The organism is Novosphingobium arvoryzae, from assembly GCF_014652615.1.
Classification (GTDB): Bacteria; Pseudomonadota; Alphaproteobacteria; order Sphingomonadales; family Sphingomonadaceae; genus Novosphingobium; species Novosphingobium arvoryzae.
On sequence record NZ_BMZD01000011.1, the window covers coordinates 21,191 to 43,174 of the forward strand.

Below are 21,984 nucleotides of genomic sequence, written 5' to 3' on the forward strand. Positions count from 1 at the left end.
GTATGCAGCATGAACTGGGCGCGGGTGAATTGCTGGACAGCGCAGGGCGGCTGATCGAGGCTGGCTGGGCGCCGCGCGAGGTTCGCCGCTATGACCGGTCGCGCATTCGCGCGGGGGCCTGGCGGATCAAGGAATGGGATTACTACTGCATCCTGACCGACCGGTTCGCGCTGGCGCTGACCGTGGCGGACAATGGCTATCTCGGTTTTCTGGGGACATCATGGATGGATCTGGTTGCGGGGACGGCGGTCAACCACGGTGCGGTACGGGCCTTGCCGCTGGGGCGCATGAACTTGCCGGCCAGCGCGGACCGGGGGGACGTGGTTCAGCAGCAGGACGGGGTCGCGCTGGCGTTTCGCCATGAGGACGGCGGGCGCAGGCTGACGTTTTCCGCGCCGGGCTTTGACGGTGGCAGGGGACTGTCCGGCGAATTGCGGCTGGATCAACCGCCGATGGACCGGATGGTGATTGCCACCCCGTTCCGGGAGAATCCCAGGGCGTTCTATTACAACCAGAAGATCAACTGCATGCCGGTTTCGGGTGCAATCGTGCTTGGCGGCGAAACGATCCGGTTGACCCCCGATGCCGCCTTTGCCGTGCTCGATTGGGGGCGCGGGGTCTGGACCTATGACAACACCTGGTACTGGGGCTCCGCGTCCGGGCTGGTGGACGGACGGCCCTTCGGCTTCAATATCGGTTACGGCTTTGGCGATACCTCTGCCGCGAGCGAGAACATGGTGTTCGTGGACGGGCGCGCGCACAAGCTGGACCGGGTGGAGTTTGTCCTGCCCGAAGGCCCGCTGGATGGTGCGCCCTGGCGGTTCACCAGCAACGACAAGCGCTTTGAAATGACGTTCGTGCCCATTGTGAACCGGACCGAGCGGATCAACCTTGGGCTGTTCAAGACCTTTCAGGACCAGGTGTTCGGGCGGTTCAGCGGCACCGTCGGGCTGGATGATGGCACGACGCTGGCTGTGCGCGATCTGGTCGGCTTTGCCGAAAAGGTCCGCAACAAGTGGTGAGCCGCTGACGCAGATACAAAAAGGCCCCGCCGAAGCGGGGCCTTTCCGGTTTCGCTGATCGCGCTGCTCAGAGCTTGCCGGTCAGTTCCGGCACGGCGTTGAACAGGTCCGCGACGAGGCCGAGATCGGCGACCTGGAAGATCGGGGCGTCCTCGTCCTTGTTGATGGCGATGATGGTCTTGGAGTCCTTCATCCCCGCCAGGTGCTGGATCGCGCCGGAGATGCCGACTGCGACATAGACTTCCGGGGCGACGATCTTGCCGGTCTGGCCGACCTGGTAGTCGTTGGGGACATAGCCCGCGTCGACCGCCGCGCGGCTGGCGCCGACGGCGGCGCCCAGCTTGTCGGCCAGCGGGAAGATGGTGGCCTGGAATGTGTCCGCATCCTTCAGCGCACGACCGCCCGAGACGATCACCTTGGCGCTGGTCAGTTCCGGACGTTCGCTCTTGGCGATTTCCGAACCGACGAAGCTCGACAGGCCCGAATCGGCGCCAGCGGCAACCGCTTCGACGCTGCCCGCGCCGCCAGTGGCGTCAGCCTTGGCAAAGGCGGTGCCGCGCACGGTGATCACCAGCTTCGCATCGGTCGATTCGACCGTGGCGATGGCGTTGCCGGCATAGATCGGACGGGTGAAGGTCTTGGGGCCTTCGACCGAGAGAATGTCCGAGATCTGCGCGACGTCGAGCAGCGCGGCGACGCGCGGCGCGATGTTCTTGCCGGTGGTGGTGGCGGGAGCCAGGAACGCGTCGTGATCGGCCATCAGGCCCGCGATCAGCGGCGCGACGTTTTCGGCCAGCGCGTTGGCATAGGCGGCGTCATCGGCCAGGTGGACCTTGCCCACGCCGGCGATGCCCTTGGCGGCTTCCGCAACGGCGGCGCAGCCCGAACCGGCGACCAGCAGGTGCACTTCACCCAGCTGCGCGGCGGCGGTGACGACGGACAGGGTGGCATCCTTGACCGAGGCGTTGTCGTGTTCGACCCAAACGAGAGTTTTCATCGCTTTGTTCCTTTGTTCGGGTGCGGGATCAGGCGATCCCGAGTTCCTTGACCTTGGCGACCAGCGCGTCAACGTCGGCCACCTTGATGCCAGCGCTGCGGACGGCCGGTTCGGCCACCTTCAGCGTCTTGAGGCGCGGGGCGATGTCCACGCCGTAGTCGGCGGGGGACTTGGTTGCCAGCGGCTTGGACTTCGCCTTCATGATGTTCGGCAGCGAGGCGTAGCGCGGCTCGTTCAGGCGCAGGTCGGTGGTGACCACGGCCGGCAGTGCCAGCTTCACGGTTTCCAGACCGCCGTCGATTTCACGCTTCACGACGACCGAGTCGCCTTCCACGGTGACTTCGTTGGCAAAGGTGCCCTGCGGACGGCCGAGCAGCGCGGCCAGCATCTGGCCGACCTGGTTCGAATCGTCGTCGATCGCCTGCTTGCCGGTGATGATCAGGCCGGGGGCTTCTTCGCCCACCACGCCCTTGATGATCTTGGCCACGGCCAGCGGTTCCACGTCCACGCCATCGTCGACCTGCACCAGCACGGCGCGATCAGCGCCCATCGCCAGCGCGGTGCGCAGCGTTTCCTGGGCCTTGGCCGGTCCGACCGAAACCGCGACGATTTCGGTCACGACGCCCTTTTCCTTCAGGCGAATGGCTTCTTCGACGGCAATTTCGTCGAACGGGTTCATGCTCATTTTGACGTTGGCGAGGTCGACGCCGGTGCCGTCGGACTTGACCCGCGGCTTGACGTTATAATCGATTACCCGCTTTACGCAGACCAGGGCTTTCATCGGATAAGGCCTTTCCCATTGAACGCTGCGGCGCGGCTTAGTTTGCGTTTACGTAAACGTCAACCCGACTTTAGCCACGCACTTAATTTGCGAAACAGCATTCGCCATTGCCGCGCATGCGTATGCGGTCAAGCCCGGAATCGGGGCAGGTGGAACGATCCGCGCCGGAAATGTGCGGGGATTGTAAGCGGTGCAAACGGACCGTGCCCGCCAGCATCGCCCCGCGTGTCGCCAAAGCAAAAGGCCGGACCGCGCGTGCTGCGCGGTCCGGCCCTTGATGCCGTCAGGCTGCAGCCCGGATCAGGCGATCTTGCGGACTTCCGCGACGATCTTCTGCGCGGCGTCGCCCAGGTCGGCGGCCGACACGATCGGCAGGCCCGAACCTTCGAGGATTTCCTTGCCCTTCTCGACGTTCGTCCCTTCGAGGCGGACGACCAGCGGAACCGACAGGTTCACTTCCTTCGCGGCGGCAACGATGCCGTCGGCGATGATGTCGCACTTCATGATCCCGCCGAAGATGTTGACAAGAATGCCCTTCACGGCCGGGTCCTTGAGGATGATCTTGAACGCCGCGGTGACCTTTTCCTTGGTCGCGCCGCCGCCAACGTCGAGGAAGTTGGCCGGGAATTCGCCGTTCAGCTTGATGATGTCCATCGTCGCCATGGCCAGGCCCGCGCCGTTGACCATGCAGCCGATGTTGCCGTCGAGCTTGATGTAGGCGAGGTCGTACTTGCTGGCTTCGATTTCGGCCGGGTCTTCTTCGGTCTCGTCGCGCAGCGCCATCACTTCGGGGTGACGATAGAGCGCGTTCGAATCGAAGCTCATCTTGGTGTCGAGCACCTGCAGCTGCCCGTCGCCGGTTTCGGCCAGCGGGTTGATTTCGAGCATGGCGCAATCCAGCGCGACGAACGCGTCATAGAGCTGCTTGGCCATGACCTGCGCCTGCTTGTTCAGGTCGCCCTTCAGCTTGAGCGCGAAAGCCACCGCGCGGCCGTGGTGCGGCATGAAGCCCTGCGCCGGGTCGATCACGATGGTGGTGATCTTTTCTGGGGTCGAGTGGGCGACTTCCTCGATGTCCATGCCGCCTTCGGTCGACACGATCAGGGCGATGCGGCCGGTGGCGCGATCGACGACCATCGAGAGGTAGTATTCGCTGCCGATGTCGACGCCGTCGGTCACGTAAAGGCGGTTCACCTGCTTGCCCGCTTCACCGGTCTGGATGGTGACCAGCGTGTTGCCGAGCATTTCCTTGGCGTGCGATTCGACTTCTTCCAGGCTCTTGGCCAGGCGGACACCGCCCTTGGCATCGGGGCCGAGTTCCTTGAACTTGCCCTTGCCGCGGCCACCGGCGTGGATCTGCGACTTCACGACATAGAGCGGCCCCGGCAGCTGCTTCGCGGCTTCGACCGCTTCGGCAACGGTCATGGCCGCAATACCCTTGGGAATGCTGACGCCAAACTTTGCGAGCAGTTCCTTGGCCTGATATTCATGGATGTTCATGGGCGTTTCCTCCAGGGGAGTGGCGGCCGGGGGGCCGTTTCATGGCGCCGCATAAGCACACCCGCGCGGGCTTGAAAAGTCCCGGAACGCGGCTCAAGGGTAGAAATATGAACGCCAGTTGCGAGTCATTATCAGCAAGCGAGACCAAACGCACGTGATCGACCGCGAACGTCTCGAATCGATCGTCCGCGCGGCGGGCCAGATCGCGCTCTCGCGCTGGCCGGGGCACGGCCATGCCCTCGATTCGTGGGACAAGCATCCCGGCAACCCGGTCAGCGAGGCCGACCTGGCGGTGGACGCCTTTCTCAAGCGCGAGCTGGCGGCGTTGCTCCCCTCGGCAGGCTGGCTGTCCGAGGAGACCATCGACGCGCCCGACCGGCTGGAGGGCGGACTGATCTGGCTGGTCGATCCGATTGACGGCACCCGCGATTTCATCCGGGGGCGACCCGGCTGGGCGGTGTCGGTTGCACTGGTCAGCGCGGCTCGCCCGTTGTTGGGCATGCTGTGCGCCCCGGCCCGCGACGAATTCTGGCATGGTGAGGCTGGCCACGGCAGCTGGCGCAACGGCGTGCGGCTGGTTGCCAGCCAGCGCCGTGACATTGCCGGTGCGCGCGTTCCGGCCGATGCCATGCCGCAAGTCGACGGAGACCTGGTTGCGGTCGACCGGCCCAATTCCATCGCGCTCAGGATCGCGATGGTCGCGGCGGACGAGGCCGACCTGGTGGCGACCCTGCGCTGGGGCTATGAATGGGACATCGGCGCCGCCGCGCTGATCGCGCGCGAAGCCGGAGCGGCCGTGACGAACGCGTTCGGTCAGCCGCTCAACTACAACAAGCGCGATCCGCGCGATTTCGGGGTATTGGCATCCTCCCCCGCGATCCATGCCGCCGCCGTGGCGCGGCTGGCGGAGCGGGCGCGGCACCTGGCGGAGCAAGGGCAATGATGCGCGGCAAGATGAACGCGGGAGTGGTTCGGGCCGGGTTGGTGCTGGCTCTGGCCACGCAGTGTGCCGGCGTGGCCCGCGCCAACGAGAATTGCGGCTATGGCTTCACGGTTACCGCTGCCCAGCCCGGCGCTGAGCCGCAGGCCGCCCCGCTCAGCCTGATGCTGGTCAACGGGGACGACGTGCGGATCGAATTCGATTCGCTGGACGATGGCCTGATCGCGCTGACCGGCGGGCGCAGTTCGATCATGCTGGGCAATAAGGCGATCGAAACCGAAGTGCGGCTGGCGGCGGATATCGGCCCGGAAGCCAAGGGTGACCGTTCCCCCGCCTACATGCCCGATGGAATCGTCCTGCGGACCGGCGGAGCCTGGTTCGTGGGCGGGCAGGCCACGTTCAATAGCGCCGGGCAGGGCGAAATTCACGCCAGCCGCGCATTCCTGGATGGGTTCCTGCAATCCGGCACGTTTGAAATCTGGCATCGCGGCAACCGGCGGCTGGCAGTGGGGCTGGTGCCCAGCGATGGCGCGGACTTGGCCACATTCCGGCAACAGTGCGCCAGCCTGTTTGCCCCGGTGGAGCTGACAACCGGGATTGCCCGGCCCCCGGTGTTCCAGCCCGTCGGTCGGCGCGCCCGGCCCGAACTGGTCACGCCATCGCCGTTCGACGGCACCTATCCGGGCAATCCGCTGAGCAGCGAGAACGTCCAGCCGGGCAGCGCGGAGTTTCGTATCACCATCAGCCGGGGCGGGCGGGTGCGCCAGTGCAACGTCGGCAAGGTGACGGGGAATGTCGCGCTGCGTCCCGAAGCCTGCGAGCGGCTGCGCAAGGGTGCGCGGTTTTTCCCTGCGACCAATGCGGCAGGCGATCCGGTGGAATCCGACCTGACCTTCATGGCCCGTTGGCTGGGAGCGCCGCGATCCTGAAATCGCGGCGCTCGTGCTCCATCCGTTCAGCCCGCGCGGGCGGCGGCGACGTCTTCCTGGGTTACCGGCACGATCTTGATCTCGACACGGCGGTTCTTCATCCGGCCCGCTTCGGTGTCATTGCTGGCCACCGGCAGCGTTTCGCCAAAGCCCTGGCTGCGGATGCGCGCGGCCGACACCCCTTGCGAGATCAGGTAATTGGCAACCGTGCGAGCGCGGTTTTCCGACAGGGTCTGGTTATAGGCGTCCGATCCGGTTGAGTCGGTGTGGCCGTAAACGTCGATCAGGCTGTTGGGATATTCGTTCATGCTCTGCGCAACCTGGGCCAGAGTCGCGCGGAATTCGGGCTTCAGGGTATAGCTGGCAACATCGAAGGTCACGCCGTCCGGCAGGTTGACGAGGATCGCCTTGCCATCGTCGGTGGTGGTCACGTCCACCCCGGTGCCTTCGGTCTTTTCCTTCAGCTCCTTGATCTGCTTGTCCATGGTGTAGCCAACCGCGGCCCCGGCCACACCGCCAATGCCCGCGCCCACGATGCGCCCGGTCTTGCCACCGATCAGGCCACCCAGCAGCGCCCCGGCCAGCAACCCGCCAGCCCCGCCAATGGCAGTGCGCGATACTTTCCGTTCGCCGGTGTTGGGATCGGTGACGCAGGCCGAAACGGTCAGCAGCGATGCGGCGGCGATGCTCGATACGAGCAGACGGGACTTCTTCATGATGCAAACCCCTTTTGCTTTTCCGAATATTACGGCGTGTCCTGCCAAGGGGAACCTGAACCCAAGGTGCATGGCCCGTCAATCCGAGTGGCCGCGCGGCCCCTTCGCTTCGCCGCACATTGCTGCTAGGGGGGATGGGTGACACCTTTCCCCTGGACCGACGTAATCATCATTGCAGGGCTGATCCTGCTCAACGGCCTGTTCGCCATGTCCGAACTGGCGATCGTGTCCGCGCGTCCGGCGCGGCTGAAGCTGCTGGTCGATCGCGGCAGCCTGGGGGCTCGCGCCGCAATGGGGCTGGCCAGCGATCCAGGCAAGTTCCTGTCGACGGTGCAGATCGGCATCACGCTGGTCGGGATCATCGCGGGTGCCTATTCCGGCGCCAGCCTGGGCGGCCCCACGGCAGAACGGCTGGTGGCGCTGGGCTTGCCGGAACGCTTTGCCGAGGAAACCGGGTTTGCCATCGTCATTGCGCTGACGACTTATTTCAGCCTGGTGATCGGGGAGCTGGTGCCCAAGCAGGTGGCGCTGCGCGCGGCGGAAAAGATCGCGGTTGTCGCCGCTCCGCCGATGGTGCTGGTTGCCCGCGCAACCGCTCCGGTGGTGTGGCTGCTGGATCGCTCGTCCGCGCTGCTGCTGCGCGTGATCGGGGTGCGCCACAAAGGCGAACACGCGCTGACCGCGGATGAGCTGCAGATGGTGATCGCCGAGGCGACCCGCTCTGGCGTGATCGAAGAGGACGAGCGCCAGATCATGACCGGGATCATGCGGCTGGCCGACCGCCCGGTGCGTGAACTGATGACCCCGCGCACCGAACTCGACACGATCGATCGCCGTGCAACCGAGGCGGATGTGCGCGCGATCCTCAAGGAAAGCCCGCATTCGCTGCTGCCGGTGGCGGATGGCTCGCCCGACAACATCGTCGGCGTGGTCAAGGTTCGCGATGTGCAGGCGGTGCTGCTGGCGGGCAAGCGCCTGCAGGTGGCGCGCCTGATGAAGAAGGCGGAAATCCTGCCGGACCAGCTCGATGCGATGGATGCCTTGCGCATCCTGCAGCAGTCGGACGTGTCGATGGCGCTGGTCCACGACGAATACGGCAACCTCGAAGGGGTGGTAACCCCGGCGGACCTGCTGTCGGCCATCGTCGGGAACTTCGTCAGCCATCAGGACGATGGCGACGCGCCGATGATCGTGGAGCGCGAGGACGGCTCGCTGCTGGTGGCGGGTGCGCTGCCAGCCGATGCGCTGGCCGACCGGCTGGATATCGACCTGCCCGACGACCGCGATTACGCGACGGCGGCGGGCTATGTCCTGTCGGTGTTGAAGCGCCTGCCGGTGGAGGGCGAACATTTCACCGCGCAGGACTGGCGCTTTGAAGTGGTCGATATGGACGGGCGCAAGATCGACAAGCTGCTGGTCAGCCCCGTGGCCGCGCCGGACGAGGCAATTACCGACTGATCGCGGGGCGTGGCCCACAAAAAAGGCCGCGCCTTGCGGCGAGCCTTTTTTATCTGGCGCCTTTTATCTGGAACCGGAACCGGCGGATCAGCCGCCGATCACCGCCTGCGCTTCACGTCCGTCGCCCTGCGGCGCGGCGATGATGTCGCGGGTGACGTCGCCCTTGGCCACGGTGTTGGTCGCCGGATCGCCCACGGTGGAGCGGATGCTGGCGGCGGCGGTGCCGGCGCGGTTGCCTGCGGCCCGTTCCACTTCGCTGCGCGGTGCAGGGCCGCCAAACAGGGCCTCCTGCGCCTGGGTGGCGGTGGTGCGGTCCGACGGACGGGGCGCGCCGGGAGCGGGCGGGGTCAGCGCGAAATCGGGCGGGATCACCAGCGGCGCCTGGCGCTGCACGGCGAATTCGTCCGGACGGTCACGATTGAACAGGCCGGAGCTGCCGCAGCCGGCCAGCATGGTGGCCATGCCGGTCAGGGCGAAAAGGGCGGGAATCTTGCGCATTTGTATCAGCTCTCCGTGGCGGCCTGCGCCGGTTCATCAAGGCTCGCCGGTTCGTCGTGCTTTTCGCGCGAAAGGAAGGAACGGGCAAGGATTATCAGGACGCCGATGGAGATCGCCGCATCGGCCAGATTGAAGATCAGGAAGGGACGGAAGTCGCCAAAGTGCAGGTCGGCATAATCGACCACAAAGCCGTTGTTCATCCGGTCGAGGATGTTGCCCAGCGCTCCGCCAAGGACCAGCCCCAGGGCCGCGGTTTCGCCCAGCAGCTTTTCACGCAGCATCCAGATAAACACGACCAGCGCGATGCCGGATGTCAGCGCGATCAGCAGCCAGCGCATTTCCATCGACGTCGCGGTCAGCATCCCCAGCGAAATGCCGTAGTTTTCGGCATAAGTCAGGTTGAAGAACGACACGATCTCGATCGAGCCGACTTGCGGCAGCTTGATCGTGTAGAGCACCTGCGCCTTGATCCACTGATCGACGACAAAGATCACGCCCGCCAGCAGCAGCCCGATCAGGCGGTTGCGCCAAACGGCCATGGTGCCGGGCTGGCTCATGCCGCAACCACGCTGTCGCAGCGGCCGCACAGCGCGCCGTCTTCCGCCACTTCGGGCAGATGGCGCCAGCAGCGGCCGCATTTGTGATGGGTGGTGCGATTCACGGTCACGCTATCCCCTTGCCCGCGCGTTACTGACGCGGTGATGAACAGTTCGGCCAGATCGGCGTCAGGCGCATCGGCAGGCACGGTGACTTCGGCTTCAAGGCCTGATCCCAGCACCTTTTCACGGCGCAGCGGCTCGATCGTCTCGTTCACCGACACGCGCAGGCTGCGCAGATCCGCCCAGCGGTCCAGATCGACGGTGCTGGCAGGCACCACCGGCCATTCCAGCAGGTGGACGCTGCCTTCGCCCGGATAGCGGCTGCCCCACACTTCCTCCGCGGTGAACACGATCACCGGCGCGGCATAGCGGATCAGGGCGTGGAACAGGGTGTCCAGCACTGTGCGATAGGCCATCCGCTTGGGATCGGTGGCGGCATCGCAATAGAGGCTGTCCTTGCGGATATCGAAGAAGAAGGCCGAAAGGTCCTCGTTGCAGAAATCGGTCAGCGCCCGGACGTAGGTGTTGAAGTCATAGTCCGCGACCGCCTGCTTCAGCGTGGCATCCAGCTGGCCCAGCAGCGCCAGCACATAACGCTCCAGTTCCGGCATCGCGGCCACGTCCACCCGCTCGGCCTCGGTAAAGCCGTCGAGCGCGCCCAGCAGGTAGCGGAAGGTATTGCGCAGCTTGCGGTACTGGTCGGCCACGCCCTTCAGGATTTCATCGCCGATGCGGTGATCCTCGGTAAAGTCGACCGACAGCGCCCAGAGCCGGATGATGTCCGCGCCATAGGTTTCCATGACCTTCAGCGGGTCGATGGTGTTGCCGAGCGATTTGGACATCTTCATGCCCTTGGCGTCCATCGTGAAGCCGTGGGTCAGCACCGTTTTGTAGGGCGCATGGCCGCGCGTGGCGCAGCTTTCCAGCAGGCTCGACTGGAACCAGCCGCGATGCTGGTCGCTGCCTTCCAGGTACATGTCGGCCAGCGGGCCGGTGTAGCCTTCCGGGCGGGTCAGGTCAGGCCAGCGCCCGCTTTCCAGCACGAAGGCGTGGGTGGAGCCGGAATCGAACCACACGTCCAGAATGTCGGTGACGCGCTCGTAATCGTCCGCCGCATAGTCCGCGCCGAGGTATTCCTGCGCGCGGGCATCGGACCAGGCATCGACGCCGCCGGCCATCACCGCCGCGACGATCCGCGCGTTGACGGCGGGGTCATTGAGGTACTGGCCGGTCTTGCGATCCACGAACAGCGTGATCGGCACGCCCCACGCGCGCTGGCGCGAGAGCACCCAGTCCGGCCGCCCTTCAACCATCGAGCCGATGCGGTTGCGGCCCTTTTCCGGGACGAAGCGGGTGTCGGCAATCGCCTGCATCGCCGTTTCGCGCAGGGTGCCGCCCTCGCCGGCGCGGTCCATCGGCACGAACCACTGCGGCGTGCAGCGATAGATCACCTTGGCTTTCGAGCGCCAGGAATGCGGATAGCTGTGCTTGTAGTCCGCCGATGCCGCCAGCAAGCCGCCCGCTTCGCGCAGCGCGGTGCAGATCGGGCCGTCGGGGGCGTTGAACTTGGGATTGATGACACTGCCTTCGCCGCCCAGCCAGCCCCAGTCGGCACGGTACTTGCCATCGCCTTCGACCGCGAAAACCGGCTCCAGCCCATGCGCCTTGCACAGCGCAAAGTCGTCCTCGCCGTGGTCGGGGGCCATGTGGACAAGGCCGGTGCCTGAATCCATAGTGACAAAACCGGCGTCAAGCACAGGCCGCTTGCGCGCAAAAAAGCCACCTAAATGATGCATGGGGTGTCGAACATGCAGACCGTCAAGCATCCAGCCCTCAACGTCGCGCAGCAACTGTGCTGATGCCGGTTTCAGGCGTTCGAGAGTGGATTCAGCCAAAGCCTTTCCGACTATTACGCGCTTCAGCCTTCCGGCTTGATCCTCAATTTCCCAAAGCTGATAAAATTCCTGAGTGTTGTAAGCGATGGCTTGGTTGGTCGGAATCGTCCATGGCGTTGTTGTCCAGATAACTAGGGAAGCGCCGTCAAGCTCTTCGACTGGACAATCGACTAATTCAAACGCCACGTCGATCTGCGTGGAGGTGATGTCCTCGTACTCAACTTCTGCCTCGGCCAGCGCGGTCTTTTCGACCGGGGACCACATCACCGGCTTCGACCCGCGATAGAGCTGGCCGCTGGCGGCGAACTTCAGCAGTTCGGCCACGATGGTGCCTTCGGCCTGCGGGTCCATCGTCAGATAGGGATTGTCCCAATCGCCATTGATGCCCAGGCGCTTGAGCTGTTCACGCTGCACGTTGACCCAGTTCTGGGCATAGGCGCGGCATTCGGCGCGGAATTCCTCCGCCGGAACCTCATCCTTGTTGAGCTTCTTCTTGCGGTATTGCTCCTCGACCTTCCATTCGATCGGCAGACCGTGGCAGTCCCAGCCGGGCACATAGGGCGCGTCCTTGCCCAGCAGGTTCTGGGTGCGCACCACCATGTCCTTGAGGATATGGTTCAGCGCGTGGCCGATGTGCATATCGCCGTTGGCATAGGGCGGGCCATCGTGAAGGATGAACTTTTCACGGCCCGCGCGGGCCTCGCGCAGCTTGCGATAGAGGTCCTGATCCAGCCAGCCCTTGAGGATGCCCGGCTCCTTCTGGGGGAGTCCGGCCTTCATCGGGAAATCGGTCTTCGGGAGGAAGACAGTGGCTCGATAGTCGCGCTGTTCGGTCATAACCGGCGGGCCTTAGCGGCAGGCGGGCGATTGCGCAATTTCTGGTTCGCTGGAACCCGATCAATCCCGCATCTGCCGCCGCCGCTCCAGCTCTGCCGCCAGTTCCGCCTCGGCCACCGGATTGCGCTTGTTGTAAGCCGGGCGCAGCGCCGGGCCGACGGTGTAGATATCGTCCACCCAGACATAGCCGTTGAAGCTGGCCGGCACCTCGCCCAGCTGTTCCGGCAGGTCCAGCCCCATCGGGCGGTCGGCATCGTCCTGCGGGCCGATCACGATCACCCGCGCGCCGACGGCTTCCATCCGCTGGATCAGGCGACCCGGCCACCCGGCATAGGCGAACTGGTAGTTGAGCGGGATCATCAGCGTGCCGCCCCGGCACGCGTCCGGAGTCAGGCCCAGCCAGCCCTGCAGGGCATAGGCCTTGGTGCAGGCCTTGACGCTGTCCTTGCTGAACACCCAGCCTTGCGGCAGCAGGTCGCGCATCCGTGCAACCGGGCCGTCCTCCACGCTGCCATAGAACCCGTCGCCCAGCTTCACCGAATCGCGCCCCGCCGCCTTCAGCGCGGCCAGCAGCAGGTCGGCCTCGGCCGCGTCCTTGCTCTTGAAGTTGAACAGCAGCGCCTTGTCGGGGAAGGCAGCCAGCACTTCGGACAATTCGGGGATCAGGCCCACGCCCTTGCCGCGAAACGGGAAGGTCTTGCCGCCGTCGGCGGTGTAGCCATGCCCGGCGTCGAGCGCTTTCAGCTGCGCCATCGTCGCCTTGCGCACTTCGCCGGTGCCGTTGGTGCGGCAATCCAGCGTCCAGTCGTGGAACACGGCCAGCTTGCCATCGGCGGTGGGGGCAATGTCCACCTCGATCATCTGCGCGCCCAGGCGGCGGGCCTCGGCCATGCCGCCAAGGGTGTTTTCCAGATAGGGATGGGTCGGCGGATAGATCTTCGTCGCGGTGCAGCTATCGCGGGTCATCCCGGCCGTGCTGTAGAGCTGATAGGCCCCCCGGTGCGCGATCAGCTTGGGATAGCCGCGCGGGGTGGGCGCGATCCAGCTGGCGTTGACGAAGGTCAGCGCCAGAAACGCAAGGGCGAGGATCAGGGCGATGCGTTTCAGGTTCCGGCGCATCGGCAAGGGGTTAGCCGGTACGCCGGTGGGGTGCAATCACCCCGCCAGCAGATCCCGCGCCCGGTTGCAGTCCGCTTCCATCTGCGCGGTCAGCGCGTCCAGCGAATCGAACTTGGCCTCTGGCCGCAGGAAGTGATGGAACGCGACTTCGATTTCCTGGCCATAGAGGTCGCCCGAAAAGTCGAAGAAGTGCGGCTCCAGCAGTTCCTTGGGCGGGTCGAAGCTGGGGCGGATGCCCAAGTTGGCCGCGCCGTGCAGCACCTTGCCGCCGGGCAGCACGGCGGTGACCGCATAGATTCCATAGCGCGGGCGCAGATAGTTGCCGAGCGGCAGGTTGGCGGTGGGATAGCCGATGGTGCGGCCCACCTTGTCGCCATGCTGGACCACGCCCCGGATCGCGAAGGGGCGCGTCAGCAAGTGGGTGGCGGCGGCGCAGTCCCCGGCTTGCAGCGCCTCGCGGATGCGGGTGGAGGATACGACCTCGCCCGAATCCGCCACCGGGCCGACCGCGCGGGTGGCAAGGCCGCAGGTGGAGCCAAGCTCGGCCAGCACCGTGATGTTGCCGCCGCGCGCCTTGCCAAAGGTGAAGTCGGTGCCGGTAACGACCCCTGCCGCACCCAGCCGGCCGACCAGCAGATCGACCACGAATTCCTGTGCGGTGGTCCCGGCCAGTTCGGAATCGAAGTGGAACACCAGCATCGCGTCGGCGCCGGCGGCCTCGAACAGTTCCTGCCGTTGGTCCAGCGTGGTCAGGCGGAACGGGGCGGCATCGGGCGCGAAGAAGCGCACCGGGTGCGGATCGAACGTGGCGATGATCGCGGGGCGGCCTTCGGCGCGCGCCCATTCGATCGCGGCGCCCGCCACGGCCTGATGGCCGCGATGGAACCCGTCGAAATTGCCCAGCGCGATCACTGCGCCGCGCAGGCTTTCCGGCACCGGCTGGCGGGCGTCGAGCAAGGGAATGGTCATGGGGTCTGCGTTGCTCCAGTGCCAAGTGGCACGATCCCGGCCCGCAGCACGCGCAGGGCGTTGCCGCCCATCGCCGCGCGGATTTCGTCGGGGGTGAATCCTTCGTCCAGCAGGGCCTGGGTCAGCTGCGCCAGCTGGCTGGTGTCGAACCGCACGGTCGTCGCCCCGTCATAGTCGCTGCCCAGCGCGACGTGCTGGATGCCCACCAGATCGCGGATATGCTTCATCGCGCGGGCGATGGAGCGCGGATCGGTATCGCAGACCGCCGCGTCCCAGTATCCCACGCCGATGATCCCGCCGGTGCGGGCGACCCCGCGAATCTGCTCGTCAGAGAGGTTCCGGTTGACCTTGCAGGTGGCCTGCACCCCGCCGTGGCTGGACACCACCGGGCGGCGCGCCATCGCCAGCACATCGGCGACGCAGGCCGGGCTGCAATGGGCGATGTCGACGATCATGCCCTTGGCTTCCATCGCGGTGACGATCTGCCGCCCGAACGGGGTCAGCCCGCCCTTTTTCAGGCCGTGCATCGATCCGGCGAGTTCGTTGTCGAAGAAATGGGTCAGCCCGGCCATGCGGAAGCCGGCGGCGTAGAGCTTGTCGAGGTTCTCCGCCTTGCCTTCCAGGTTGTGCAGACCCTCGACCGTCAGCATTGCGCCAACCGGACCCCCCGGCTTGCCACGCGCCGCGATCAGCGCGTCAAGCTCGCCGGGCGCGGCAATCTTGGCAAGCTTGCCGCCTGCTTCGCCCACCGCGCGGTCCAGCTTCTGCCCATGCCACAGCGACCGTTCGAGCAGCGACGTCCAGGTGCGCGGCGGTTGCAGCTGGGCGATGGTCAGGGCGGTGATGTTGTCGGTGTCAGCGCCGTTCGCGTCGTAGTTCTGGCCCTTGGGGCTCTTGGTGGTGGACGAGAACAGCTGGAGCGCGACGTTGCCGTCCTGCAACCGGGGCAAGTCCTCATGCCCGCGATCCGCGCGGTCCAGCAGGCTGCGCTGCCACAGCAGGGTGTCGGAATGCAGGTCGACGATCTGGAGCGTCTTGTGCAGCGCCGCCGCCTCAGCGCCGACCGGGCGCAGCGGCAGCCCGTCGAGCTTGTTCATGCTCCGCTCGAGATAGCCGGGGCCAAAGCCGAAAAAGCCGATCGCCCCCAGGCCCAGCACGGCCAGCGGCATCCAGAACCGTTTGCGCATCATCCCTCCTGTTTTGGGGATGGTTTACGCACCAGCGTGACGAAATCAAAGGCCGGGTTGCGCCCTTCTGCCGGATGACTCTCACGGAAGGTCTCGGTCCACTCCGACCGGTCGAACGCGGGGAAGCGGGTATCACCCTCTGGCGCGGCGTGGACTTCGGTCCACTCTATCCGGTCGGCCAGCGGCAGCGCGGCGGCATAGATTTCCGCCCCGCCGAAAATCACGATGTGCGGCGCGTTGGCCAGTTTCAGCGCCTGTTCCAGCGATCCGGCGCGTTCGGCCCCGTCGGCCTGCCAGCCGGAATCGCGGGTGATGACGATGTGGCGGCGGCCGGGCAGAATTCCCGGCAGCGATTCGAACGTCTTGCGCCCCATCACCAGCGGCTTGCCCATCGTCAGCGATTTGACGCGGCGGAAATCGGCGGAGATGTGCCAGGGCATGCCCCCGTCCTTGCCGATCACGCCATTGTCGGCGACCGCGACGACGAGGAACACCTCTGACCGGTTCACGCCGGGTCCAGCCCCAGCCGCGTGACGTGGCCCATCTTGCGCCCCGGCCGGGCGGCGGCCTTGCCGTAGAGGTGCAGGTGGTTGGCCGGATCGGACAGCAGCTTGTCCCAGTCTTCCGCCGCATCGCCGATGATGTTGCGCATTTCCACCGTGCGCGCGGCCAGGCGCGTGTCGCCCAGCGGCAACCCGCAGATGGCGCGGATGTGGTTCTCGAACTGGCTGGTCAGCGCGCCTTCGATGGTCCAGTGGCCCGAATTGTGGACGCGCGGGGCCATTTCGTTGACCACCGGGCCGTCGGCGGTGGCAAAGAATTCCAGCGTCAGCACCCCGACATAGCCCAGTGCATGGGCGACCTTGGCGGCGAGTTCCCGCGCCGCGGGCACCTGTTCCAGCACGGCGGCGCTGGCGGGCAGCGAGGAACGGGCGAGGATGCCGTGTTCGTGGACGTTTTCGGCGCTGTCCCAGAACACCACCCGGCCATCGTGGCCGCGGCACAGGATCACGCTGAATTCGGCGCTGAAGTGGACGAACCCTTCATAGACCAGCGGCTGGCCGGGCAGCGCGATGCCGTCGGCATCGTGGTCGGTCATGATCCGCCACTGGCCCTTGCCGTCATAGCCATCGCGCCGGGTCTTGAGGATGCCGGGCGAGCCGATTTCCACCAGGGCCTCGGCCAGATCCTCTGGAGTATCGACCGCCTTGAACGGGGCGACCGCCCCGCCCAGATCGGTGACGAAGCGCTTTTCGTTCAGCCGGTCCTGCGCCACTTCCAGCGCGCGGGCGTTGGGCAGCAGCACCGCCGCGCCCAGCGCCTTCAGCGGGGCGACGGGGACGTTCTCGAACTCATAGGTCACCACCGCGCAATCGGCGGCGAAGGCGGCCATCGCCGCGCTATCGGTCCAGTCCGCGCGGGTGAACGCGGCGCAGACTTCGGCGGCAATGCTGTCCTTTTCCGGGGCGAAGACGTGGCAGCGATAGCCCAGCTGCGCGGCGGCCATGGCCAGCATCCGGCCCAGCTGGCCGCCGCCCAGGATGCCGATGGTTTCGCCGGGAGGGATCATGGCTGTCCGTTCGTCCCTCAGGCCGGGCGCTCGGCCACGCTGGCGGTCTGCGCGGCGCGCAGGTCCTGCAGGCGCTGCGCCAATGCCGGATCGTTGGTGGCCAGGATCGCGGCAGCGAGCAGCCCCGCATTGGTGGCCCCGGCCTCGCCAATCGCCAATGTGCCGACCGGAATGCCGGCCGGCATCTGCACGATCGACAGCAGGCTGTCCTGCCCGGACAGCGCGCGCGATTGCACCGGCACGCCCAGCACCGGCAGGTGGGTCATGCTGGCGACCATCCCCGGCAAGTGCGCCGCACCGCCCGCGCCCGCGATCACCACCTTGAAGCCTTCGGCCGCCGCGCCCTTGGCGAATTCGACCAGCCGGTCCGGTGTGCGGTGGGCCGACACGATCCGCGCGTCATAGGCGACGCCCAGCTTGTCGAGCGCTTCGGCGGCGCGAATCATCGTCGGCCAGTCAGACTGGCTGCCCATGATGATCGCGACGGGGGGATTGGCCATGCTTACCGCTCCGACAGGTAATAGCGCTCCAGCGCGGACAGGTTGTCGTCCAGCTCATAGACGATCGGCTGGCCGGTGGGGATTTCGAGGCCGGTGATCTCGTCATCCGAAATCCCCGACAGATGCTTCACCAGCGCGCGCAGCGAATTGCCGTGCGCGGCGACCAGCACCGTCTCGCCCGCCTTCAGCGCGGGGACGATGGCCGATTCGTAATAGGGCAGGACGCGCGCGATGGTGTCCTTCAGGCTTTCGGTCGACGGGATCGCGATCCCGGCATAGCGCTCGTCCCGGCCGAGATCGAATTCGGAACCGGCTTCCAGCACTGGCGGCGGGGTGTCAAAGCTGCGGCGCCAGATCTTGACCTGTTCGTCGCCATGCTTGGCCGCCGTCTCGGCCTTGTCGAGCCCGGTCAGGCCGCCATAGTGCCGCTCGTTCAGGCGCCAGTCCTTGGTTTCCGGGATCCACAGGCGGCCCGCCGCTTCCAGCGCGAAGTGCAGGGTGCGAATCGCGCGGGTCTGGAAGCTGGTGAAGGCCACGGTGGGCAGCATGCCCTTGGCCTTGAGCAGCGCACCGGCGGCGCGGGCTTCTTCCTCACCCTTGGCGGTTAGGTCGACATCCCACCAGCCGGTGAAGCGGTTTTCCAGGTTCCACTGGCTCTGTCCGTGACGGACCAGGATCAGGCGCGGCAAGGGCTAACTCCAAGCTGATTTTCCGATAGAGCGGCCCCTAGCTGCTCGGGCTCCCTTTGGAAAGGCCGGGGATTGGGGGAAATGCAGGGTCAGGAACAGTCCCCGGTTCAACCTGCCCCAGCTCGCCCTGTTCCAGTTGTCTGGCCTGCGCCTTGCGGCGGCGCAGGTTCTCGCGCAGCTTGGCGGCCAGGCGTTCTTCGCGGGAAGGCGGGGGCGGATTGGCAGTCATGCCGGGTTCCTGCCGTCAAACCGCGTCCGGCTCAAGTGCGCCCGCAACTGCGAGGTTGACAAACCGGGGAGCCGGGGCCAATAGCGCGCCCCTGCCCCGGACGGCCCTGCTGTTCGGCGCGATTGGAATGGTGTGCTGCTGTAGCTCAGTGGTAGAGCGCATCCTTGGTAAGGCTGAGGTCGGGAGTTCAATCCTCCCCAGCAGCACCATTCCACTTCCCCCACGGTCAATGACGGGATTCGCCGCTCAGCGGTGGACGCGCGGCGCGCCCGGTGCGGGCTCCCACAGGCGCTGCTTGAAGTCGCGGCCGTCGGCCGTGTGGTTCAGCCACAGGCTGGCCAGCAGCACCATGACCAGCGAATAGATGATATAGCGCATGGCGCGTCCCTCTCGCCGCGTTGGTTGCGGTGAACCGCCGATAAGCAAGGCTGGTGAACGCCGCGTCGCGAAGTGTGCTGAGCGGAAACGGTGAACCGGAATTCACCGTGATCTGAGGTCGGCCCAGTCCGGATGCCGCTTGAACGCGGCGGCGATGTAGCTGCATTCGGGGTCGATCCGGAAACCCTGTGCCCGCGCATCGGCCACCAGCGCCTCCACCAGCCGCGCCGCGATCCCGCGTCCGCCGATCTCGGGCGGGACGATGGTGTGGTCGGCCACGCGCACATCGCCCTGACCGACCCAGGTCAGCCGCCCGATCGCGTTGCTGCCGGCCACGTGGGCGCGGTATTCGCCGCCGGTGGCGGTGTCGTGGCGGGTGATAGTGACTTCGTCCATGTCCCGGTCCTGCGGCTTGACGGGCCGGGTGGCCCGGATCAATGCACCATGCCATGCAATTCCTGTCAGACAATGCCGCTGCGGTCCATCCGCGCATCTGGGCCGCGCTGCAAGCCGCCGACGCGCCCGCCCCGCCTTATGACAACGATGCGCTCAGCCAGCAGCTGGACGATGCGTTCGGCGCGCTGTTCGGCCGCCCCTGCGCAGTGCTGTGGGTGGCGACGGGGACGGCGGCGAACTGTCTGGCGTTGGCCACGCTGGTGCCCCCGCACGGCGGTGTGGTCTGCCACCGCGAGGCGCATATCGAAATGGACGAAGGCGGCGCGCCGGGGTTCTATACCCACGGCGCAAAGCTGCTGCTGGCCGATGGCGAGGGTGCGAAGCTGACTCCGGCCAGCATTGCCGCCGTGCTCGATCCGATTCGCCCCGACGTGCACCGCGTCCAGCCGCACGCGGTTTCGATCACCCAGGCCAGCGAATATGGCCGGGTCTACACGCCCGCGGAAATGGCCGGGATTGCCGCCTTTGCCGCCGGGCGCGGTCTGCCGGTGCATGTGGATGGCGCACGATTCGCCAATGCCGTCGCGTTCCTTGGCTGCACGCCGTGGGAAGCCTGCGCGGGCGCGGCCGCGCTCAGCTTTGGCTGCGTCAAGAACGGCGGGATGAGCGCGGAAGGGCTGGTGTTCTTTGACGAATCGCTGGCCGATGTCGCCCGCTATCGCCGTAAGCGCGCCGGGCATCTGCAATCGAAGGGCCGGTTCCTTGCCGCGCAGCTGCTGGCGATTCTGGAGGGGGACCTGTGGCTGGAAAATGCCCGCGCCGCCAATGCCGCCGCGCAGGAAATCGCCAGCGTGGCGGGCGACCGCCTGCTCCATCCGGTGCAGGCGAACGAGATTTTCCTGACCGTGAGCGAGGCGGAGCGCGCGGCGCTGCGGGCGCAGGGCTTTTCCTTCTATGACTGGGGCGATGGCGCCGCGCGGCTGGTCACCGCCTGGAACAGCGATCCCGCGCACGTCGCGGCGCTGGCCCGCGCGATTGCCAGCCTGTGAGCGCTGCTCCTCAGACATCGCAGGCCCGCGCGATTGCGGCGTTCATCCTGATCACGCTCATCTGGGGTTCGACCTGGCTGGTGATCAAGGACCAGATCAGCGCTGTCCCGCCCGCCTGGGCGGTGACCTGGCGCTTTGCACTGGCCGCGCTGGGGATGTTCGCGCTGGCACTGGTGCGGCGCGAACGGCTGCTGCTCTCGCGCGAGGGGATGCTGCTGGCGGCGCCGATGGGGCTGTTCCAGTTCTTCGCCAATTTCCAGTTCGTCTATCAGGCCGAGCATTTCATCACCTCCGGCCTTGTCGCGGTGCTGTTCGCGCTGCTGATGGTGCCCAATGCCCTGCTCGCGCGGGTGTTCGTGAAGGCCGAAGTCAGCGGGCGGTTCATTGCCGGGTCGGCGGTGGCGTTGGTCGGGATCGCGTTGCTGCTGCTTCACGAATACCGCGCCGCCCCGGCGGGCGGGGCGGCGGTGCTGACCGGGATCGTCCTCACTTGCGGGGCAATCCTCAGCGCTTCCATTGCCAATGTCATGCAGGCGACCGAGCGCGCCCGGCGGCAGAGCGTGGTGGTGCTGATCGGCTGGGCGATGGTGTTCGGAACCATCGCCGACGGGGTATTCGCGTGGGTTGTCGCCGGCCCGCCGGTATTCGACGCCAGCCCGCGCCAGCTGGCCGGGCTGGCCTATCTGGCGATTGTCGGTTCGGTCGTGACCTTCCCGCTCTACTTCGCGCTGATCCGCGATTGGGGGCCGGGCAAGGCGGCCTATAACAGCGTGGCGGTGCCAGTGGTGGCGATGGCGCTGTCGACCTTTTTTGAAGGCTATCAGTGGACGCTGCTGGCGAGCGGGGGTGCCGTGCTGGCCATGATCGGCCTGCTCATCGCGCTATCGGGGCGCAAGTAGCCGGTCCGATAACAGACAGTCGGCCAGCCCTTCGCGGTAGGTCGGAAAGCGCGGGGCCCAGCCCAGCTCGCGCCGGGCCTTGCCGTTCGCGACCCGGCGGTTCTCGGCATAGAAGGCCCGCGCCATCGGGCTGAGCGCGGCCTCGTCCATCGTCTGCAGCGGCGGGGGGGCGATGCCCAGCAGGCGGCAGGCATGTTCGATCACCGTGTTCTGGCTGCATGGTTCATCGTCGGCCAGGTTGTAGGCCCCTGCCGCTCCCTCCAGCGCGGCCAGCGTGCCAGAGACGATGTCATCCACGTGCACCCGGCTGAACACCTGATCGGGCAGGTCGATCCGGTGGGCCCGCCCTTCGCGCACCCGGTCGAGCGCGCTGCGGCCCGGACCATAGATTCCGGGCAGGCGCAGCACCCGCGCGCCCAGCGCCAGCCAGCGGGCATCGGCGCCAGCCCGCGCGGTGCGGCGGCCCGTGCCGGTCGGTGCCGTTTCGTCCACCCAGGCGCCCCGCGTGTCGCCGTAGACCCCGGTCGAGGACAGGTAACCCAGCCATTTGCCGCCCAGCGCATCGCCATAGGTATCCAGCACCGGATCGCCATCGGCCCCCGGCGGGACGGACGACAGCACGTGCCCCGTATCGGCCAGCGCCAGCCGCACCGCGCCGGAATCGTCAAACGCCAGCGTCCCGTCGCGCCCGGTCGAGATCACTTCCCAGCCCTGCCGCGTCAGGGCAGCGGCAATGCGGCTGGCGGTGTAGCCAAGACCAAAGATAAACAGGCGTTTCATGGTGCTTTCGATAGCGCCCCATCTGGCAAACACCAACTCCCCGGCCT

At 66.5% G+C, this 21,984-nt stretch carries 24 protein-coding genes and 1 tRNA gene; 7 read left to right on the forward strand and 18 right to left on the reverse strand.

What is annotated here, in order from left to right; all coding sequences use genetic code 11:
- Nucleotides 1–2: 2 nt before the first annotated feature.
- The gene (locus tag IE113_RS15005; protein ID WP_189542938.1) at nt 3–1,022 is read left to right on the forward strand and encodes a DUF2804 domain-containing protein; all 1,020 of its coding nucleotides are present in this window, start codon (nt 3–5) and stop codon (nt 1,020–1,022) included.
- Nucleotides 1,023–1,089: 67 nt separating this feature from the next.
- On the opposite strand, the gene IE113_RS15010 is transcribed toward IE113_RS15005, so the two are convergent.
- The 3 genes from IE113_RS15010 to sucC all read right to left on the reverse strand — a co-directional run bounded on the left by IE113_RS15010 (nt 1,090) and on the right by sucC (nt 4,300).
- Nucleotides 1,090–2,019, reverse strand: a complete 930-nt coding sequence (locus tag IE113_RS15010; protein ID WP_189542940.1) for an electron transfer flavoprotein subunit alpha/FixB family protein — start codon at nt 2,017–2,019, stop codon at nt 1,090–1,092.
- Nucleotides 2,020–2,047: 28 nt separating this feature from the next.
- Nucleotides 2,048–2,800: an electron transfer flavoprotein subunit beta/FixA family protein gene (locus IE113_RS15015; protein WP_189542941.1), complete on the reverse strand. Its 753-nt coding sequence runs from the start codon at nt 2,798–2,800 to the stop codon at nt 2,048–2,050.
- Nucleotides 2,801–3,100: 300 nt separating this feature from the next.
- Nucleotides 3,101–4,300, reverse strand: a complete 1,200-nt coding sequence (sucC, locus tag IE113_RS15020) for an ADP-forming succinate--CoA ligase subunit beta (RefSeq protein ID WP_189542942.1) — start codon at nt 4,298–4,300, stop codon at nt 3,101–3,103.
- Nucleotides 4,301–4,454: 154 nt separating this feature from the next.
- On the opposite strand from sucC, the gene IE113_RS15025 reads away from it, so the two are divergent.
- Nucleotides 4,455–5,243, forward strand: coding sequence for a 3'(2'),5'-bisphosphate nucleotidase CysQ (locus IE113_RS15025; protein ID WP_189542943.1), 789 nt, complete (start codon nt 4,455–4,457; stop codon nt 5,241–5,243).
- Entirely contained in the window at nt 5,240–6,169 is a 930-nt protein-coding gene (locus tag IE113_RS15030) for an energy transducer TonB (RefSeq protein WP_189542945.1), read from the forward strand. Before IE113_RS15025 ends, IE113_RS15030 begins: the two co-directional genes overlap by 4 nt.
- A 26-nt stretch (nt 6,170–6,195) precedes the next feature.
- Here the strand turns inward: IE113_RS15030 and IE113_RS15035 are convergent, their stop codons facing one another.
- Entirely contained in the window at nt 6,196–6,885 is a 690-nt protein-coding gene (locus IE113_RS15035; RefSeq protein WP_189542947.1) for a YiaD family glycine zipper/OmpA-like lipoprotein, read from the reverse strand.
- Nucleotides 6,886–7,023: 138 nt separating this feature from the next.
- On the opposite strand from IE113_RS15035, the gene IE113_RS15040 reads away from it, so the two are divergent.
- On the forward strand, nt 7,024–8,343 hold the full coding sequence (locus IE113_RS15040; protein ID WP_189542949.1) for a hemolysin family protein: 1,320 nt from the start codon (nt 7,024–7,026) through the stop codon (nt 8,341–8,343).
- A gap of 87 nt (nt 8,344–8,430) precedes the next feature.
- Here IE113_RS15040 and IE113_RS15045 read toward each other — a convergent pair whose 3' ends face one another.
- The 11 genes from IE113_RS15045 to IE113_RS15095 are packed head-to-tail and all read right to left on the reverse strand — an operon-like array spanning nt 8,431 to nt 18,435.
- A complete protein-coding gene (locus IE113_RS15045; RefSeq protein WP_189542951.1) occupies nt 8,431–8,841 on the reverse strand; it encodes a DUF3035 domain-containing protein in 411 nt (136 codons plus the stop codon).
- A gap of 5 nt (nt 8,842–8,846) precedes the next feature.
- On the reverse strand, nt 8,847–9,398 hold the full coding sequence (gene lspA / locus IE113_RS15050; RefSeq protein WP_229822605.1) for a signal peptidase II: 552 nt from the start codon (nt 9,396–9,398) through the stop codon (nt 8,847–8,849).
- Complete coding sequence (gene ileS, locus IE113_RS15055) at nt 9,395–12,172, reverse strand: isoleucine--tRNA ligase (RefSeq protein WP_189542952.1); 2,778 nt, start codon at nt 12,170–12,172, stop codon at nt 9,395–9,397. Before ileS ends, lspA begins: the two co-directional genes overlap by 4 nt.
- A gap of 60 nt (nt 12,173–12,232) precedes the next feature.
- Complete coding sequence (locus IE113_RS15060) at nt 12,233–13,291, reverse strand: glycerophosphodiester phosphodiesterase family protein (RefSeq protein WP_189542954.1); 1,059 nt, start codon at nt 13,289–13,291, stop codon at nt 12,233–12,235.
- 36 nt (nt 13,292–13,327) lie between these two features.
- Nucleotides 13,328–14,260: a bifunctional riboflavin kinase/FAD synthetase gene (locus IE113_RS15065; protein ID WP_373297883.1), complete on the reverse strand. Its 933-nt coding sequence runs from the start codon at nt 14,258–14,260 to the stop codon at nt 13,328–13,330.
- On the reverse strand, nt 14,257–15,447 hold the full coding sequence (locus tag IE113_RS15070) for a dipeptidase (protein ID WP_189542956.1): 1,191 nt from the start codon (nt 15,445–15,447) through the stop codon (nt 14,257–14,259). Before IE113_RS15070 ends, IE113_RS15065 begins: the two co-directional genes overlap by 4 nt.
- Complete coding sequence (locus IE113_RS15075; RefSeq protein ID WP_189542958.1) at nt 15,447–15,956, reverse strand: dihydrofolate reductase; 510 nt, start codon at nt 15,954–15,956, stop codon at nt 15,447–15,449. Before IE113_RS15075 ends, IE113_RS15070 begins: the two co-directional genes overlap by 1 nt.
- Nucleotides 15,953–17,017 carry a 5-(carboxyamino)imidazole ribonucleotide synthase gene (locus IE113_RS15080; protein ID WP_189542960.1) on the reverse strand — a complete coding sequence of 355 codons (1,065 nt, stop codon included), beginning with the start codon at nt 17,015–17,017 and terminating at the stop codon, nt 15,953–15,955. The genes IE113_RS15075 and IE113_RS15080 overlap by 4 nt, the downstream gene beginning before the upstream one ends.
- A 17-nt stretch (nt 17,018–17,034) precedes the next feature.
- Entirely contained in the window at nt 17,035–17,517 is a 483-nt protein-coding gene (gene purE / locus IE113_RS15085) for a 5-(carboxyamino)imidazole ribonucleotide mutase (RefSeq protein ID WP_189542962.1), read from the reverse strand.
- 2 nt (nt 17,518–17,519) lie between these two features.
- Nucleotides 17,520–18,206, reverse strand: a complete 687-nt coding sequence (gene gpmA, locus IE113_RS15090; RefSeq protein ID WP_189542964.1) for a 2,3-diphosphoglycerate-dependent phosphoglycerate mutase — start codon at nt 18,204–18,206, stop codon at nt 17,520–17,522.
- A gap of 37 nt (nt 18,207–18,243) precedes the next feature.
- Nucleotides 18,244–18,435, reverse strand: coding sequence for a hypothetical protein (locus IE113_RS15095; RefSeq protein ID WP_189542965.1), 192 nt, complete (start codon nt 18,433–18,435; stop codon nt 18,244–18,246).
- A gap of 134 nt (nt 18,436–18,569) precedes the next feature.
- Between IE113_RS15095 and IE113_RS15100 the strand changes: the two genes are divergently transcribed.
- Nucleotides 18,570–18,644, forward strand: a tRNA-Thr gene (locus IE113_RS15100).
- 37 nt (nt 18,645–18,681) lie between these two features.
- Here the strand turns inward: IE113_RS15100 and IE113_RS16365 are convergent.
- Nucleotides 18,682–18,813 carry a hypothetical protein gene (locus tag IE113_RS16365; RefSeq protein ID WP_268248121.1) on the reverse strand — a complete coding sequence of 44 codons (132 nt, stop codon included), beginning with the start codon at nt 18,811–18,813 and terminating at the stop codon, nt 18,682–18,684.
- Between the two features lie 102 nt (nt 18,814–18,915).
- Nucleotides 18,916–19,209, reverse strand: coding sequence for a GNAT family N-acetyltransferase (locus tag IE113_RS15105; protein ID WP_189542967.1), 294 nt, complete (start codon nt 19,207–19,209; stop codon nt 18,916–18,918).
- A gap of 53 nt (nt 19,210–19,262) precedes the next feature.
- Here IE113_RS15105 and IE113_RS15110 point away from each other — a divergent pair, with 53 nt between their 5' ends.
- A complete protein-coding gene (locus IE113_RS15110) occupies nt 19,263–20,258 on the forward strand; it encodes a threonine aldolase family protein (protein WP_189542969.1) in 996 nt (331 codons plus the stop codon).
- The gene (locus tag IE113_RS15115; RefSeq protein WP_189542971.1) at nt 20,255–21,157 is read left to right on the forward strand and encodes a DMT family transporter; all 903 of its coding nucleotides are present in this window, start codon (nt 20,255–20,257) and stop codon (nt 21,155–21,157) included. Before IE113_RS15110 ends, IE113_RS15115 begins: the two co-directional genes overlap by 4 nt.
- On the opposite strand, the gene IE113_RS15120 is transcribed toward IE113_RS15115, so the two are convergent.
- Nucleotides 21,140–21,937 carry a Rossmann-fold NAD(P)-binding domain-containing protein gene (locus IE113_RS15120; RefSeq protein WP_189542973.1) on the reverse strand — a complete coding sequence of 266 codons (798 nt, stop codon included), beginning with the start codon at nt 21,935–21,937 and terminating at the stop codon, nt 21,140–21,142. The two genes, IE113_RS15115 and IE113_RS15120, sit on opposite strands and share 18 nt — an antisense overlap.
- Nucleotides 21,938–21,984 lie beyond the last annotated feature (47 nt).

Coding starts and splice junctions, on each gene's coding strand:
- IE113_RS15005 (WP_189542938.1), top strand. CDS start 3: ATGCAGCATGAACTGGGCGCGGGTGAATTGCTGGACAGCGCAGGGCGG.
- IE113_RS15010 (WP_189542940.1), bottom strand. CDS start 2,019: ATGAAAACTCTCGTTTGGGTCGAACACGACAACGCCTCGGTCAAGGAT.
- IE113_RS15015 (WP_189542941.1), bottom strand. CDS start 2,800: ATGAAAGCCCTGGTCTGCGTAAAGCGGGTAATCGATTATAACGTCAAG.
- sucC (WP_189542942.1), bottom strand. CDS start 4,300: ATGAACATCCATGAATATCAGGCCAAGGAACTGCTCGCAAAGTTTGGC.
- IE113_RS15030 (WP_189542945.1), top strand. CDS start 5,240: ATGATGCGCGGCAAGATGAACGCGGGAGTGGTTCGGGCCGGGTTGGTG.
- IE113_RS15035 (WP_189542947.1), bottom strand. CDS start 6,885: ATGAAGAAGTCCCGTCTGCTCGTATCGAGCATCGCCGCCGCATCGCTG.
- IE113_RS15045 (WP_189542951.1), bottom strand. CDS start 8,841: ATGCGCAAGATTCCCGCCCTTTTCGCCCTGACCGGCATGGCCACCATG.
- lspA (WP_229822605.1), bottom strand. CDS start 9,398: ATGAGCCAGCCCGGCACCATGGCCGTTTGGCGCAACCGCCTGATCGGG.
- ileS (WP_189542952.1), bottom strand. CDS start 12,172: ATGACCGAACAGCGCGACTATCGAGCCACTGTCTTCCTCCCGAAGACC.
- IE113_RS15060 (WP_189542954.1), bottom strand. CDS start 13,291: ATGCGCCGGAACCTGAAACGCATCGCCCTGATCCTCGCCCTTGCGTTT.
- IE113_RS15065 (WP_373297883.1), bottom strand. CDS start 14,260: ATGACCATTCCCTTGCTCGACGCCCGCCAGCCGGTGCCGGAAAGCCTG.
- IE113_RS15070 (WP_189542956.1), bottom strand. CDS start 15,447: ATGCGCAAACGGTTCTGGATGCCGCTGGCCGTGCTGGGCCTGGGGGCG.
- IE113_RS15080 (WP_189542960.1), bottom strand. CDS start 17,017: ATGATCCCTCCCGGCGAAACCATCGGCATCCTGGGCGGCGGCCAGCTG.
- purE (WP_189542962.1), bottom strand. CDS start 17,517: ATGGCCAATCCCCCCGTCGCGATCATCATGGGCAGCCAGTCTGACTGG.
- IE113_RS15095 (WP_189542965.1), bottom strand. CDS start 18,435: ATGACTGCCAATCCGCCCCCGCCTTCCCGCGAAGAACGCCTGGCCGCC.
- IE113_RS16365 (WP_268248121.1), bottom strand. CDS start 18,813: ATGCGCTATATCATCTATTCGCTGGTCATGGTGCTGCTGGCCAGCCTG.
- IE113_RS15105 (WP_189542967.1), bottom strand. CDS start 19,209: ATGGACGAAGTCACTATCACCCGCCACGACACCGCCACCGGCGGCGAA.
- IE113_RS15110 (WP_189542969.1), top strand. CDS start 19,263: ATGCAATTCCTGTCAGACAATGCCGCTGCGGTCCATCCGCGCATCTGG.
- IE113_RS15120 (WP_189542973.1), bottom strand. CDS start 21,937: ATGAAACGCCTGTTTATCTTTGGTCTTGGCTACACCGCCAGCCGCATT.